Annotated in this window: 13 protein-coding genes and 1 pseudogene; 5 read left to right on the forward strand and 9 right to left on the reverse strand. The window is 62.9% G+C overall.

From position 1 onward, the window contains the following. Window positions 1-31: 31 nt before the first annotated feature. Window positions 32-997, forward strand: a complete 966-nt coding sequence (locus tag NKI24_RS09040; RefSeq protein WP_352704586.1) for an RgsD C-terminal domain-containing protein — start codon at window positions 32-34, stop codon at window positions 995-997. Window positions 998-1,155: 158 nt separating this feature from the next. On the opposite strand, the gene thrS is transcribed toward NKI24_RS09040, so the two are convergent. From thrS to NKI24_RS09060, 4 genes are all read right to left on the reverse strand, one after another. After that, window positions 1,156-3,129, reverse strand: coding sequence for a threonine--tRNA ligase (gene thrS / locus NKI24_RS09045; protein ID WP_352451352.1), 1,974 nt, complete (start codon window positions 3,127-3,129; stop codon window positions 1,156-1,158). 167 nt (window positions 3,130-3,296) lie between these two features. Further along, the gene (blaOXA, locus tag NKI24_RS09050; RefSeq protein WP_352451353.1) at window positions 3,297-4,112 is read right to left on the reverse strand and encodes a class D beta-lactamase; all 816 of its coding nucleotides are present in this window, start codon (window positions 4,110-4,112) and stop codon (window positions 3,297-3,299) included. 146 nt (window positions 4,113-4,258) lie between these two features. After that, window positions 4,259-4,633, reverse strand: coding sequence for a membrane protein insertion efficiency factor YidD (yidD, locus tag NKI24_RS09055; RefSeq protein ID WP_352451412.1), 375 nt, complete (start codon window positions 4,631-4,633; stop codon window positions 4,259-4,261). Between the two features lie 79 nt (window positions 4,634-4,712). Next, the gene (locus NKI24_RS09060; protein WP_352473909.1) at window positions 4,713-4,880 is read right to left on the reverse strand and encodes a hypothetical protein; all 168 of its coding nucleotides are present in this window, start codon (window positions 4,878-4,880) and stop codon (window positions 4,713-4,715) included. A 91-nt stretch (window positions 4,881-4,971) separates the two neighbouring features. On the opposite strand from NKI24_RS09060, the gene NKI24_RS09065 reads away from it, so the two are divergent. Next, the gene (locus NKI24_RS09065) at window positions 4,972-5,886 is read left to right on the forward strand and encodes a LysR substrate-binding domain-containing protein (protein ID WP_352500847.1); all 915 of its coding nucleotides are present in this window, start codon (window positions 4,972-4,974) and stop codon (window positions 5,884-5,886) included. Here the strand turns inward: NKI24_RS09065 and NKI24_RS09070 are convergent. Continuing rightward, complete coding sequence (locus NKI24_RS09070) at window positions 5,883-6,329, reverse strand: iron-sulfur cluster assembly scaffold protein (protein ID WP_352451355.1); 447 nt, start codon at window positions 6,327-6,329, stop codon at window positions 5,883-5,885. The genes NKI24_RS09065 and NKI24_RS09070 overlap by 4 nt on opposite strands. A 240-nt stretch (window positions 6,330-6,569) precedes the next feature. On the opposite strand from NKI24_RS09070, the gene folE reads away from it, so the two are divergent. From folE to NKI24_RS09085, 3 genes are all read left to right on the forward strand, one after another. Further along, entirely contained in the window at window positions 6,570-7,232 is a 663-nt protein-coding gene (gene folE, locus NKI24_RS09075) for a GTP cyclohydrolase I FolE (RefSeq protein ID WP_352451356.1), read from the forward strand. A gap of 10 nt (window positions 7,233-7,242) precedes the next feature. Then, entirely contained in the window at window positions 7,243-7,713 is a 471-nt protein-coding gene (gene hisI, locus NKI24_RS09080; protein ID WP_352744604.1) for a phosphoribosyl-AMP cyclohydrolase, read from the forward strand. 84 nt (window positions 7,714-7,797) lie between these two features. Continuing rightward, window positions 7,798-8,769: a patatin family protein gene (locus NKI24_RS09085; protein ID WP_352704306.1), complete on the forward strand. Its 972-nt coding sequence runs from the start codon at window positions 7,798-7,800 to the stop codon at window positions 8,767-8,769. Between the two features lie 19 nt (window positions 8,770-8,788). Here NKI24_RS09085 and recJ read toward each other — a convergent pair whose 3' ends face one another. From recJ to NKI24_RS09105, 4 genes and pseudogenes are all read right to left on the reverse strand, one after another. Beyond that, the gene (gene recJ / locus NKI24_RS09090; protein WP_352744606.1) at window positions 8,789-10,573 is read right to left on the reverse strand and encodes a single-stranded-DNA-specific exonuclease RecJ; all 1,785 of its coding nucleotides are present in this window, start codon (window positions 10,571-10,573) and stop codon (window positions 8,789-8,791) included. A 60-nt stretch (window positions 10,574-10,633) separates the two neighbouring features. Beyond that, window positions 10,634-11,616: pseudogene (gene glpX, locus NKI24_RS09095) on the reverse strand (class II fructose-bisphosphatase). 201 nt (window positions 11,617-11,817) lie between these two features. Beyond that, the gene (locus NKI24_RS09100; protein WP_352500850.1) at window positions 11,818-13,131 is read right to left on the reverse strand and encodes a homoserine dehydrogenase; all 1,314 of its coding nucleotides are present in this window, start codon (window positions 13,129-13,131) and stop codon (window positions 11,818-11,820) included. Window positions 13,132-13,171: 40 nt separating this feature from the next. Next, window positions 13,172-14,389 (reverse strand): LL-diaminopimelate aminotransferase, encoded by a 1,218-nt coding sequence (locus NKI24_RS09105; RefSeq protein WP_023678886.1) that lies wholly within the window; start codon window positions 14,387-14,389, stop codon window positions 13,172-13,174. Window positions 14,390-14,424: the final 35 nt, after the last annotated feature.

Here is a 14,424-nt window from a genome sequence, read left to right on the forward strand (position 1 = left end):
ATTGCCACCGCCTTGGGCTTCAACCCAAGGCATGTTTGAGGGGACATTGCGTCTTTTCCTGATATGGCTCGCTGCCGCACTGTTGATGGTGCCGGTTTCGCTTGCCGTCGCCCAGGATGTGGACGGCCTCGGCGAGCTGAAGCTTCCCGGAATTTCGGGCTATGCGCCTCCGAAAAGCGAGACATCGCTGGCATTGGGCAGCAGCGGGGCGATCACGCTGTCGGCGCAATTGACCGACAAGGGCGCCGACATCACGCGCGGCATCGTCTGGCGCGTCTTCAAACCCGAATCGGCCAGCGACGGCAAGCTGCCGATGGTCGCCTCCTCTCATGGCGGCACCGCCATATTCCAGCTCGAGCCGGGTTCGTATCTGGTCCACGCCTCCTACGGGCGGGCCGGCGCCACCAAGCGCATCACCGTCGGCAAGGAAGCCAAGCGCGAGAGCCTCGTGCTCGATGCCGGCGGCCTCAAGCTCGATGCCGTGCTGTCCGGCGGGGTACGCATACCGCCGAAGAAGCTGCGCTTCTCGATCTATGAGAGCCACGCCGCGGCCGATGGCGATCGCGCCCTGATCATACCCGATGTCGAGCCGAACAGCGTCGTGCGGCTCAATGCCGGCACCTACCACGTCGTGTCGACCTATGGCGCGGTGAACGCGGTCATCCGCTCCGACATCCGCGTCGAGGCCGGCAAGCTGACCGAAGCGACCGTCGAGCACCGTGCCGCCGAAATGACCATGAAGCTGGTGCGCGAACCAGGCGGCGAGGCGATCGCCGACACCTCCTGGTCCCTGCTCAACGAATCCGGCGATCCGATCAAGGAAACTGTCGGCGCCTTTGCCTCGATGGTGCTGGCCGAGGGCGACTACACCATCATCGCCAAGAACCGCGACCGCATCTACCAGAAGGATTTTACGGTGGTGGCTGGGCACAACCAGGACATCGAGGTTCTGGCCACCGAGGCTTCGGCCATCGATTCCGAGGAAGGCGCCGACTGAGGCGCGCCCCTCTAAGCTGCCTTGCGCATGCGTCGCGCCAGCGCGTCGCCGACGCGCACGTCGATCGATTTGCCAGATAGGCGCGCGGCGTGACAGGCATATAAAATATAAAAATGGCGGTGGATCGCTCCACCGCCATTCGTTGCTGGTCGGCTGGTTCAGGCCGCGCGGCGCTTGCGGTCGGGTGTCACCGCCTCATCGGCAAGCAGCTTCACGGCGGCTGCGAGGCCGAGCGATTCCTGGTCGCGCGAACCGAGACGACGGATATTGACCGCTTCTTCCTCGGCCTCGCGCTTGCCACAGACGAGGATGACCGGGACCTTGGCCAGCGAATGCTCGCGGACCTTGTAGTTGATCTTCTCGTTGCGCAGATCGGCTTCGGCGATCAGCCCCGCCGCCTTCAGCTGTGCAACGACCTTTTGGGCGTAATCGTCGGCATCGGAAGTGATCGTCGCCACCACCACCTGCAGCGGCGCGAACCAGAGCGGGAAATGGCCGGAATAATTCTCGATCAGGATGCCGAGAAAACGCTCCATCGAGCCGCAGATGGCGCGATGCACCATCACCGGCTGCTTCTTTTCCGAATCCGAGCCGATGTAGAAGGCGCCGAACCGTTCCGGCAAGTTGAAATCAACCTGCGTGGTGCCGCATTGCCAGTCGCGGCCGATGGCGTCCTTCAGCACATATTCGAACTTCGGCCCGTAGAACGTGCCCTCACCCGGATTGACGCCCGTCTTGATCCGGTTGCCCGACCGCGCCGCGATCTTGTCGAGCACGTCCTGCAGCACGCCCTCGGCATGATCCCACATCGCGTCGGTGCCGACCCGTTTTTCGGGGCGGGTCGCCAGCTTGACGGTGATTTCGTCGAAGCCGAAATCGGCATACGTCGACAGGATCAGATCGTTGATCTTGATGCACTCGTCGGCGAGCTGTTCCTCGGTGCAGAAGATGTGCGCATCGTCCTGGGTAAAGCCGCGCACGCGCATCAGCCCGTGCAGCGCGCCGGACGGCTCATAGCGATGCACATTGCCGAATTCCGCAAGTTTTACCGGCAGATCGCGGTAGGATTTCAGCCCGTGCTTGAAGATTTGGACGTGACCGGGGCAGTTCATCGGCTTCAGCGCAAACACCCGGTCGTCGTCGGTGTCGTCGCCAGCAACCGTCACCTTGAACATGTTGTCCCGGTACCAGCCCCAGTGGCCTGACGTCTCCCACAGGCTCTTGTCGAGCACCTGCGGCGCGTTGACCTCCTGATAGCCCTGCTCGTCGAGGCGGCGACGCATGTAATTGACCAGGTTCTGGAACATCCTCCAGCCCTTGGCGTGCCAGAACACGACCCCGGGGCCCTCCTCCTGGAAGTGGAACAGGTCCATCTCACGGCCGAGCTTCCTGTGGTCGCGCTTCTCCGCCTCGTCCAGCATCGTCTGATAGGCTTCGAGCTGCGCCTGGTCGGCCCAGGCCGTGCCGTAGATGCGGGTCAGCATCGGATTGTTCGAATCGCCGCGCCAATAGGCGCCGGCGACCTTCATCAGCTTGAAGGCGCTGCCGATCTGGCCGGTCGCGGCCATATGCGGGCCACGGCAGAGGTCGAACCAGTCGCCCTGTGCATAGATCTTGAGGTCCTGATCCTCGGGGATGGCGTCGATCAACTCGAGCTTGTAGCGCTCGCCCTTGTCGGCAAAGATCCTTTTCGCCTTTTCGCGCGACCAGACCTCTTTGGTGAACGGCTTGTTGCGCGCAATGATCTCGCGCATCTTCTTCTCGATCACCGGGAAATCGTCGGGCGTGAACGGCTCGTTGCGGGCAAAATCGTAGTAGAACCCGTTTTCGATCACCGGCCCGATGGTCACCTGCGTTCCCGGCCAAAGTTCCTGCACGGCTTCGGCCAGCACATGGGCTGCATCGTGGCGGATGAGCTCCAGCGCACGCGGGTCCTCGCGGGTGATGATCTCGACCTTGCCGGACTTGCCGATCCGGTCGGAAAGATCGCGCAGCGTGCCGTCGATCGAATAGGCAACGGCCTTCTTGGCCAGCGACTTCGAGATCGATTCCGCCAGGCCGGCGCCGGTCATCGCCGCGTCGTAATCGCGAACGGAACCATCGGGAAATGTCAGGGAAACGGAATTCAGCATAAGATTCTCCTATCCAGTCCCGCAAACGAGCGCGGGTGGTGAAATGCATGTCGCCCAAGACTGCTTAGCGGTTTTGGGGCTACGACATGCATCAGTAAGAGCCGGATGCGTCCGGCGGCGAGCGGTCTTTTATGGGCAGTTTTCGGCGCCGTAAAGCCGGATGTAGGTCACCTGAGGAGATTCGGCATATCTTTCAGGAACATCGCCCGCGTCTTGAGCCCCTTTGGCGTGTCGGAATGTTTCGTATCGACTACCAGGCGGGCAAAGACGATCTTGCGGGTATCGGTCTGCGCCCAGCCGACAAACCAGCCGAGCGAGCGCTTGTCGGCGCTGTCGCCGAGCCTGGTCGTTCCAGTCTTGCCCTGCACCGTCCAGCCGCCTGCCCGGAAGGTCGGGACAATCGCGCTGGTCATCGCATGGGCCTTGTCCGAAACCGGCAGTTTTCGCGCCAGCAGCTTGCGCAGGAAATCGACCTGCTCGACCGGCGATATCTTGAGCGAAGAATTCACCCAGGAATGGGTGAGGCCGTCATTCTTGCCGGCAGTGCCGGAGACTTCGGTGTTGCCATAGTCCAATCTGGACACATAGCCGGCAAACTGTTTGCTGCCGAGCCGGCGCGTAATCTCGCGTGAGAACCAAAGGACCGAATCCCTTTCCCAGATCGTCGGGTCGACGGTCTTGCGGTCCCGTTTCGGGGCATTGAACTCTGCCTTGTACTCCCAGCTTGGCGTATGCTCGTCGCTCAGGATTCCAGCATCATAGCCGATCAGCGCCAGCGGAACCTTGAATGTCGAGGCGGGGCTGAAGCGCTGATCACAGGTCCCTTGGCGATACAGCGTCTCGCCGCTTGCGGCGTCGACGATCAGCGTGCATTCGACGTCCCCGAGCGGCGCCGATTGCGCACGGATCGGAAAACCCATCAGCCACGCCAGGACGTAGAGAACCACGGCGAAAATGAAGGGACGACGATCTATCCGGCGCATTTGGTAATCTCTCCTGAAGGGTGTCAGGAGCGGCTTAGCGAGGTGTCTTGTCTCGATTTTGTCTCAAATGCGCTATGTCAGCGCAAGCTGCGGTTAACCCTACCAGATCGTAAAAAGCGATCCCTTTGTGCACCGCACAGTTGCGGTCAACTGTCCAGGTCGCCACGTTTTTTCCCGATCCGCCAGTACCGCCATGGCGTGAACCAGAGGTAGCGATCAGCCAGTGCCTCAGGCACCCGGTCGATGCCGTGCGTGCCGAACGGTCCGCAGCGCAGCACCCGGAAAAACCCCATCCAGCCGCCGGCCCACAGCCCGTGGCGGGCGATCGCTTCGTACGCGTATTCGGAACAGGTCGGCAGATGCCGGCAGGAATTGCCGACGAAGCCGGACAGCGTCAGCTGGTAAAGTCGGACAAGCGACGTGCCGAAGACGCGGCCCGGCGTCTTGCGCCACGGGCCGGACCAGTTGCGTCCTTGTCGAATCGGCCTGGCGCCGTGCGCATGCCGATGTTGGCCGACCACCGCAGTCTCCACATCGCGTTTCCCTACGCGATAGATGTGCGCATCGGGCCAGGAACGCAATGCCGTTCCGGCAATCCCGTCATGGCCTGGTAGGGCGAACCGGATAGCGGTCGGGCGTCGGCCTTCGGCATACGGCGACGCTGGTCGGCGGCCTCTCCTCGCACCAATCCCTATGCGGTTTCTCGTCGTACCATTGAAACGTCGCGATCCGCATCACATCGCCCAGAATGTTGAGAAACTGGATCATGGCGGCACTCCTTGAGCACCGATTAGAGCGCCGCTGGCCTTGCTCTTCAAACGAGTATAACGTCCACGTCAGATAACTCTGAGTTATGCGAATGAAGCGCGGACACCTCCCCCTGACGGCTCTCAGAAGCTTCGAAGCAGCCGGTCGTCACCTGAGCTTCAGCCGTGCGGCCGAGGAGCTTTATGTTTCGCAGGCGGCGATCAGCCGACAGATCCGCGAGCTCGAAACCTTCCTGCGCCAACCTTTGTTCTTCCGCCATCATCGCCGCGTCGAGTTGACCGACACCGGCCAGCGGCTGCTCGACCAGTTGGTCAGAAGTTTCGAGGGCATCGACAGGCTGCTTTCGGAATTGACGGCGGCCCCGACGCAGTCCGTGGTGCGTGTCAGCGTCGAGCCATCACTTGCATCCGTATGGCTGGTGCCGCGGCTCAACCGCTTTCGCGAGTTGCGACCCGACATCGACGTTTCCCTTGAGGTCGACCCGAGATTGATAGAGTTTCGCAGCGATCAGCCCGAACTTGCCCTGCGTTTCAGTGCGCACGCCACCTCATGGCCACGCAGCGAAGCCGAACAGCTTGCCGCGGTCGTCGATTCCCCAGTCCTGTCGCCGGCACTTCTTGCATCCGGCCCAGCTCTGGAAAAGCCGATCGACCTTGGTCGCTATACATTGCTGCACGAAGAAAACCGTCAGGCTTGGGCGCGCTGGTTCGAAGCGGCGGGCGTGACGGCTGATGCCGTGCCTGCGCGCGGCCCGATGCTGGCCGATGCTTCGCTTTCGAAGCAGGCAGCCTTGCTTGGACATGGTGTCGCGCTGGGCGATCTTTTGCAGATCGGCGAAGAACTTGCGTCCGGCGCGCTGATCAAGCCTTTCGACATCGACGTCGCGTCGGGCGCCTATTGGCTAGTGGCCAGAAGGCTGAATGACCTTTCCGAGCCAGCCAGGGCTTTTGCCGACTGGGTCCGGGCGGAATTCGCCGAAAGCCGGCGTTTTCTCGCCAAGGTTTAAGCTGCCTCTTCCGCCCGCTTCTTTTCGATCTGGCCGATCGCGTCGACCACTGCGTCGAAGGTCAGCATGGTCGAGGCGTGGCGCGCCTTATAGTCGCGCACCGGCTCCAGGTATTTCAGGTCGGCGAAGCGGCCTTCGGGCGGCGGGCCATTTTCCTTCAGCATCTTCAGCATCGTCTCGCGCACGCTGCGCAATTCTTCTGCACTGGCGCCGACGACATGCTGCGCCATGATCGAAGACGACGCCTGGCCAAGCGCACAGGCTTTCACGTCATGCGCGAAATCGCTGACGACGCCGTCATCCATCTTCAGATCGACGGTCACCGTCGAGCCACACAGTTTGGAATGTGCTCGTGCGGTTGCATCGGGCCGGTCGAGCCGGCCGATCCGTGCGATATTTCCGGCAAAACCCAGAATTTCCGCATTGTAGACATCGTCGATCATATTTTTCCAATCCGTCGCCGCCCAGCGAACAGCGATTGCCGCTCTGGCGTCTTCCTTTCGCTCGGCACGAACATATATAATGGCAGTAGTCGGGTATCGACAAGGCGACCACAAACCTCGTCATGCCCAAATCTGTTCACGCCACTTACGGGCTGGAAACCGGGCGAGTTTCTAACACCCGAAAGGTCGTGGTCCGTTCAACTCGTTCCTCCTAAGAGAGGAACTACGGGAGACGCCTTTATGGACGCCGTTATCAAGAAACTCATGCCGCAGTCGGCCTATATGGAAAAGCCGGTCACCGACCGGCCAAGCGAGGCCGAAGTCGAAGCCGCGGTGCGCACCTTGCTGCGCTGGACCGGCGACAACCCTGACCGCGAGGGTCTGATCGACACACCGAAGCGCGTCACCAAGGCGTTCCGCGAAATGTTCAACGGTTATGATATGTGCCCAGCCGAGGAACTTGGCCGCACCTTCGAGGAAGTCGCCGGCTATGACGACCTCGTGATCGTCAAGGACATCACGTTCCACTCGCATTGCGAGCACCACATGGTGCCGATCATCGGCAAGGCGCATGTCGGCTATCTGCCGGACGGCAAGGTCGTCGGCCTATCCAAGATCGCCCGCGTCGTCGACATCTTCGCTCACCGCCTGCAGACCCAGGAAGCGATGACGGCGCAGATTGCCGGGGTCATCCAGGACGTGCTCAATCCGCGCGGCGTCGCCGTTATGCTTGAGGCCGAGCATATGTGCATGGCCATGCGCGGTATTCGCAAGCAGGGCTCCACCACGCTGACCTCGACCTTCACCGGCGTCTTCAAGGATACACCCGAAGAGCAGGTCCGCTTCGTCACCATGGTGCGCGGCGGCGAAACTGATCAGACCCGCCCCACCTTAGTTAAATAAGGACCGGCGAATGTCGGCATTGGAATTCCCGAAAGCTCCAACAGACAAGAAGGCACTCGAGGAAGGCGCGGTCCTTTCACCGCGCTTCGATGCTGTCGGCCTCGTCACTGTCGTGGTCACCGATGCCGAAGACGGCGTGCTGCTGATGGTCGCGCACATGAATGCCGAGGCGCTGGCGCTGACGCTCGAGACCGGCATCGCGCACTACTGGTCGCGTTCGCGCAACGCGCTGTGGAAGAAGGGCGAAACCTCGGGCAATGTCCAGCAGGTTGTCGAGATGCTCACGGATTGTGACCAGGACGCGATATGGTTGCGCGTCAAAGTGCTGGGTCACCAAGCAACTTGTCACACCGGCCGACGTTCATGCTTTTATCGGACGGTGGGGCTGAGCGATGGCAAAGGGACGCTTGCCAGCGACGGCAGCAAGCCGCTGTTCGATGCGGAAAAAACGTATCGAAAGCCCAATACACCATCAATATGAACCATTCGCAGCACTTCAGCCACGTATATTCATGATTTCGATACGGCCCGCCTATAGGATGACCGTGGGACAAGGGAGATTGTGATGCTCGACTGGGCGTCATTGCGCAACAGACCTGACGTTCGGGAGGCCAATGGCCTCTCCTCGGCCGCGGGCGCATCCGAAACCAAATCTCCGGGCAAAACAGGGATTTCGCTGGCATTGGGCGGCGGCTGTGCGCGCGGCTGGGCGCATATCGGCGTGCTGCGCGCGCTTGACGAAGCCGGCATCGAAGTGTCGATGATCGCCGGCACCTCGATCGGCGCGCTGGTCGGCGGCTGCTATGTTGCCGGCAAGCTTGACGAGCTGGAAGAATTCGCGCGCAGCCTGACCAGGCGGCGCATTTTTGGCCTTCTCGACCTCAATCTACGCGGCAGCGGCCTGTTCGGTGGCATGAAGCTCGATGCGCGGCTGCGCGAGCACATAGCCGGCATCCGCTTTGAGGACCTGCCAAAACCGTTCGTCTGCGTCGCTTCCGAAATCCGTACCGGCCATGAAATCTGGCTGTCGAGCGGCTCGTTGAGTACCGCCATGCGCGCCTCCTACGCGCTGCCCGGCGTGTTCGAGCCGGTCGCCTGCAATGGGCGCGTGCTGGTTGATGGCGCACTGGTCAATCCGGTGCCGGTCTCGGTCTGCCGCGCCTACGAGCAGCCGCTCGTGGTTGCGGTGAACCTTCACTACGATCTGTTCGGCCGCGCCGCTGTGATCAAGCACAATGCCGGCGAGTTGGTCGTCGAGAAAGACGCGCCGAGGGCCGGCCACGCCGATCCCGAACGCCAGTCGCGCGAGACGCGGCTCGGCATTACCGGCGTCATGGTCGAGGCCTTCAACATCATCCAGGACCGCATTTCGCGCGCCAGGCTGGCCGGCGACCCGCCGGACATATCGCTGCAGCCGAAGCTCAGCCATATCGGCCTGACCGAATTCCACCGCGCCGACGAAGCGATCCGTATCGGCTACCAGGCAACGATGGCGCAGATCGGCGACCTGACCCGGCTGCAGACCGTCCTCGCTTAGGCAGGGCGGCAGCGAGCTCTCAGGCAAGCGCCGCGTCGACGATACGAAATTGCACCGTGCGGTTGCCGTTCCAGTGGTTGCCCGACAGCGAGCCGGCTACATGCACCGGCTTGCCCCTGTTCTTGAACAGGAATTCGCCAAGAGCCGTGTCGACCGCGCGAAAGGCGATCGCCTGGATGCGGCCGCCGCTTTCCGACTGCAGGTCGGCGCGGATGTGGTTGCTGCCGACCGCCCGAGCATCGACAAGCCGGTGGCGCGGCAGCGCGAACACCGGCGCAACATACCCGGCGCCGAACGGCCCTGCCCTCTCAAGCGCATCGAGCAGCCCAAGCGTCGCGCCCTCGGCGGCTAGCGCGCCGTCGATCGCCAGGCTCTCCTCGCCTTGCAGGCGGAACACATCCACCGCCGCGCGTTCTTCGAAGAAAGCCCTGAGTTCGCCGAGCTTCGCCCGCTCGACAGTGATGCCGGCCGCCATTCCGTGGCCGCCGCCCTTGACGATAAGTCCGGCATCGGCAGCCTCGCGCACCAGCCGGCCGAGGTCGAAGCCCGACACTGAACGGCCTGAACCGGTACCGACACCATTGGCGTTGAAGGCGATGGCAAATGCGGGCCGGCGCGCATGGTCCTTGAGCCGCGAGGCAAGCAGGCCGACAATGCCCGGGTGCCAGTTGCTGCTGGCTGTGACCACGATGGCCGGACCATTGCCGCCGGCAAGCTCGGCGTCGGCCTCTGAGCGCGCCGCGGCCAGCATCTCCTGCTCCATCGACTGCCGCTCCTGGTTGAGCCGATCCAGCGTCTCGGCGATGGTGCGGGCCTCGACCGGGTCGTCGGTTGCAAGCAGGCGGCTGCCAAGTGCTGCGTCGCCGATGCGCCCGCCGGCGTTGATGCGCGGACCGATCAGAAAGGCCAGATGGAACGTGCTGATCGGCTCGCCTATACGCGAGACGCGCGCCAGTGCCGCCAGCCCTTCGTTTCTCTGCTGCCGCGCCACCTGCAGCCCCTTGACAACGAAGGCGCGGTTGATGCCGGTGAGCGGCACCACGTCGCAGACGGTGCCAAGCGCCACCAGATCGAGCAGGCCAAGCAGGTCCGGCGGTGCGGCATCCGGCAGGCGGCTGCGCAGAATCTTCGCGGTCTGCACCAGGCAAAGGAAGACGACGCCGGCCGCACAAAGATGGCCTTGTCCGGAAAGGTCGTCCTCGCGATTGGGGTTGACGACCGCAGCCGCCGCCGGCAACGGCCCGCCGACCTGATGGTGATCGAGCACTACGACGTCGGCGCCGACGGCCTTCGCCGCGTCGATGGAAGCAGCACTATTGGTCCCGCAATCGACGGTGACGATCAGCGTCGCGCCGCGCGAAACGAGTTCGCGCATCGCTTCCGGATTGGGGCCGTAACCCTCGAAGATGCGGTCCGGTATGTAGATCTCCGACGGCACCGAGAAATGTGCGAGAAAGCGCTTGAGCAGCGCCGATGAGGCGGCGCCGTCGACATCGTAGTCGCCAAAGATCGCCACCTTTTCCCTGGCCATCACCGCCTGGGCGATGCGAGAGGCGGCCTTGTCCATGTCGGTCAGCGATGCCGGGTCGGGCAGCAGGTTGCGGATGGTCGGATCGAGAAACCGCTCGGTCTGCTCGGCGGTGACGCCACGCCCGGCCAGCACGCGTGCCACGATGTCGGGCACGCCATAACCTTGCGCGATGGCGAGCGCAGCCATGTCCTGACGCTCGGTCAGCCGGTGCTCCCAGGAAACGCCGGTGGCCGACTGCCTGACATCGAGGAAAAAGCGTCTTTCCCCCGTCACGTGACGCGCCGTCTGCAATTTGTCATTGCGCACAGTATGCAACGGCTAACTGAGTCGAAATCAAAACTTTTCCAGATCCTGGTGCTTGGCCTTGATTTCGCGCACGGTCCGCGATGACGAGCGCAGCACGATCGTGTGCGTGGTGATGAAATTGCGGCCGAACTTGACGCCGGCCAGCATATTGCCGTCGGTGACGCCGGTCGCGGCAAACAGCACGTCGCCGCGTGCCATGTCTTGCGTGTAGTAGATCCGTTTCGGGTCGGAGATCCCATCTTGGCCGCGCGCGCCAGCTTTTCCGGCGTGTCGAGGATCAGCCTGCCCTGCATCTGGCCACCGGTGCAGCGCAAGGCGGCAGCTGCGAGCACGCCTTCCGGCGCGCCGCCGGTGCCGAGATAGATGTCGATGCCGGTCTCGTCCGGGTCGGTGGTATGGATGACCCCGGCGACATCACCGTCGCCGATCAGACGGATTGCGGCTCCGGTCGCCCGCACGGCTTCGATCAAGGCGCCATGGCGTGGCCGGTCGAGAATACAGGCGGTGATCTCCGCCACCGGCACGCCCTTGGCCGTGGCCAGGCTGGCGATGTTTTCGGCCGGCGAGGCATCGATGTCGATGATGCCGTCGGCATAGCCCGGGCCGATCGCGATCTTGTCCATATAGACGTCCGGCGCGAACAAAAGGCTGCCTTTTTCGGCAATGGCGATAACGGCCAATGCGTTGGGCAGGTTCTTGGCGCAGATCGTCGTGCCTTCGAGCGGATCGAGCGCTATGTCGACAGCCGGGCCTTTGCCGGTACCGACCTCCTCGCCGATATAGAGCATCGGCGCCTCGTCGCGCTCGCCCTCGCCGATCACCACCGTGCCGTTGATGGCAAGACGGTTGAGCTCCTGCCGCATGGCATCGACCGCGACCTGGTCGGCGGCTTTCTCGTCGCCGCGTCCGCGCAATCTGGCGGCCGCGACCGCGGCGCGTTCGGTGACGCGCACCAATTCCATGGTCAGTATCCGGTCGAGGCCGGCGACAATGTTCTGGGCCACATTCATCGATGGACAATCCTCGTTGGCAGTTTGTTTTTATTATGCATGTCGTTGTCCCAAAACCGCTGCACACTTTTGGGCGACATGCATTAGCCTCCCGCCAGAGACGCGCTTCTTGTGTCAAAGCCCCGTGACAACAGCAAGACCTGCGCTGGACCTTTTTGAAAGCCAGCAATATCAATCGATTAAACGCAAAATGTGAGACTGCTATCCGGCCCGCTCGATGCGGATGACTTGCGGCTTATCGGTCAGAAGGCTGTCCCTGGTGATGCCGTCGACGGCCTTGCGCACCGCCGCCTCGGTCGTCTCGTGGGTCACCAGGATGACGGTCTTCTGTGCCTCGGTTTCCGGCCCGGCGGCATGCTGGACGATCGATTCCAGCGAAATGTCGTTGTCGGCCATGCGCTTGGCTATTGCCGCGAAGACGCCGAGGCGGTCGTGTACGGTCAGCCGGATGAAATAACCGCCGGCATGGCTGCGCATCTGCGCTTTCTTGTAAGGCTTCAATTCCTTCGCCGGCCGGCCGAAGACCGGACCATGCTGGAAGCCAGGTCGGCTCTTGGCGATGTCGGCAATGTCGCCGATCACCGCCGACGCGGTGGCGTTGCCGCCGGCGCCAGGGCCGGAAAGCAGCAATTCGCCGAGGATGTCGGTTTCGATCGCCACCGCATTGGTGACGCCGTGCACCTGCGCAATGACCGAGGCCGTCGGCACCATGGTCGGGTGCACGCGCTGCTCGATGCCGCTTTCGGTGCGTTGGGCGACGCCAAGCAGCTTGATCCGGTAGCCGAGATCGCCGGCCGCGCGGATGTCGGCCTGGCTGATGTTGGAGATGCCTTCCATGTAGATATCGTTGGCGGCGATCCTCGTGCCGAAGGCAAGGCTGGTCAGGATCGACAGCTTGTGCGCGGTGTCGTGACCCTCGATGTCGAAGGTCGGGTCGGCTTCCGCATAGCCCAGCCGCTGCGCATCCTTCAGGCAGGCATCGAAAGACAGGCCCTCGGCTTCCATGCGCGTCAGAATGTAGTTGCAGGTACCGTTGAGGATGCCGAAAACGCGGGTCACCGAATTGCCGGCCATCGCCTCGCGCATCGTCTTGATGACCGGAATGCCGCCGGCCACCGCCGCCTCGTAATTGAGCAGCACGCCTTTCCTCTCGGCGATCTCGGCCAATGCCACCCCGTGCTTGGCAAGCAACGCCTTGTTTGCGGTGACGACATGTCGGCCGGCCTCGAGCGCCGCTTTGACAGACGAGCGTGATGGGCCTTCGTCGCCGCCGATCAGCTCGACGAACACGTCGATCTCGGCGGTCTGCGCCATCTTGACGGCGTCGTCGAACCACTGTGCTGTGCCAAGATCAACGCCGCGGTCGCGTTTGGGATCGCGGGCCGAAACCGCTGACACGACGATGTCGCGCCCGCACTGCCGCGTCAGTTCGGCCGCCTTGTCGCGTAGCACGCGGGCCACCGACGCACCGACGGTGCCGAGCCCGGCAATTCCAACACGCAACGCTTCAGCCATGTCCGGCGACGCCCCATTCAGTCGGTTGATGTGTAGAAAATCAGCGATGCGCGGCGAGCGGCACGACGTTATTCGGCTGCTTGGCGCTGGATGCGAGGAAGCGCTTGATATTGCGCGCCGCTTGCCGGATCCGGTGCTCGTTTTCGACCAGCGCGATGCGCACGTGATCGTCGCCATGCTCGCCGAAGCCGACGCCCGGCGCCACCGCGACGTCGGCGTGCTCGATCAGGAGCTTGGAGAATTCAAGCGAGCCCAGGTGCTTGAACGGCTCCGGGATCGGCGCCCAGGCGAACATCGAAGCCGCCGGTGCGGGAATGGTCCAGCCGGCGCGGCTGAAAGCGTCGACCATGACATCGCGGCGTTTGCGGTAGACGTCGCGCACTTCGGCGATGTCGGCGCCGTCGCCGTTGAGTGCATGCGCCGCCGCCACCTGGATTGGCGTGAAGGCGCCGTAGTCGAGATAGGATTTCACTCGCGTCAGCGCCGAGATCAGCCGTTCATTGCCGACCGCAAAACCCATGCGCCAGCCCGGCATCGAAAAGGTCTTCGACATCGAGGTGAACTCGACGGCGACGTCTATGGCGCCCGGCACCTGCAGCACCGAAGGCGGCGGATTGCCGTCGAAATAGATCTCCGAATAGGCAAGATCCGACAGGATGATGATGTCGTTCTTCCTGGCGAAGGCCACCACCTCCTTGTAGAAATCGAGCGAAGCGACCAGTGCCGTCGGGTTGGATGGATAATTGAGGATCAGTGCCAGCGGCTTTGGAATCGAATGGCGGATGCCGCGCTCCAACGCCGGGATGAAGCCGTCGTCCGGCTCGACCTGCAGCGAGCGGATGACGCCGCCCGACATGATGAAACCGAACGCATGGATCGGATAGGTCGGGTTGGGGCATAGGATCACATCGCCGGGGGCGGTGATCGCCTGCGCCATATTGGCAAAGCCCTCCTTCGAGCCGAGCGTCGCCACCACCTGGCTGTCCGGGTCGAGCTTCACACCGAAGCGGCGGGCATAGTAGTTGGCCTGGGCACGACGCAGGCCCGGAATGCCGCGCGACGACGAATAGCGGTGCGTGCGCGGATCGCGTACCACCTCGCAGAGTTTGTCGACGATGGCCTTGGGCGTCGGCAGGTCCGGATTGCCCATGCCAAGGTCGATGATGTCGGCGCCGCGCGAACGGGCGCTGGCCTTCAGCCGGTTGACCTGTTCGAAGACATAGGGCGGAAGCCGGCGGACCTTGTGAAATTCTTCCATGGCAGTTCCAGACAGTGAGGTTGCGGTCGCGCGTA

Source organism: Mesorhizobium sp. M0701 (assembly GCF_040320365.1).
In the GTDB taxonomy this organism is placed as follows: domain Bacteria; phylum Pseudomonadota; class Alphaproteobacteria; order Rhizobiales; family Rhizobiaceae; genus Mesorhizobium.

What these genes read in the sequence shown, in the direction of transcription:
- blaOXA (WP_352451353.1), bottom strand. Translation starts at nt 4,112, where the DNA reads ATGCGCCGGATAGATCGTCGTCCCTTCATTTTCGCCGTGGTTCTCTAC.
- NKI24_RS09100 (WP_352500850.1), bottom strand. Translation starts at nt 13,131, where the DNA reads ATGGCTGAAGCGTTGCGTGTTGGAATTGCCGGGCTCGGCACCGTCGGT.
- NKI24_RS09085 (WP_352704306.1), top strand. Translation starts at nt 7,798, where the DNA reads ATGCTCGACTGGGCGTCATTGCGCAACAGACCTGACGTTCGGGAGGCC.
- NKI24_RS09070 (WP_352451355.1), bottom strand. Translation starts at nt 6,329, where the DNA reads ATGATCGACGATGTCTACAATGCGGAAATTCTGGGTTTTGCCGGAAAT.
- NKI24_RS09105 (WP_023678886.1), bottom strand. Translation starts at nt 14,389, where the DNA reads ATGGAAGAATTTCACAAGGTCCGCCGGCTTCCGCCCTATGTCTTCGAA.
- NKI24_RS09065 (WP_352500847.1), top strand. Translation starts at nt 4,972, where the DNA reads ATGAAGCGCGGACACCTCCCCCTGACGGCTCTCAGAAGCTTCGAAGCA.
- NKI24_RS09060 (WP_352473909.1), bottom strand. Translation starts at nt 4,880, where the DNA reads ATGATCCAGTTTCTCAACATTCTGGGCGATGTGATGCGGATCGCGACG.
- folE (WP_352451356.1), top strand. Translation starts at nt 6,570, where the DNA reads ATGGACGCCGTTATCAAGAAACTCATGCCGCAGTCGGCCTATATGGAA.
- thrS (WP_352451352.1), bottom strand. Translation starts at nt 3,129, where the DNA reads ATGCTGAATTCCGTTTCCCTGACATTTCCCGATGGTTCCGTTCGCGAT.
- hisI (WP_352744604.1), top strand. Translation starts at nt 7,243, where the DNA reads ATGTCGGCATTGGAATTCCCGAAAGCTCCAACAGACAAGAAGGCACTC.
- NKI24_RS09040 (WP_352704586.1), top strand. Translation starts at nt 32, where the DNA reads ATGTTTGAGGGGACATTGCGTCTTTTCCTGATATGGCTCGCTGCCGCA.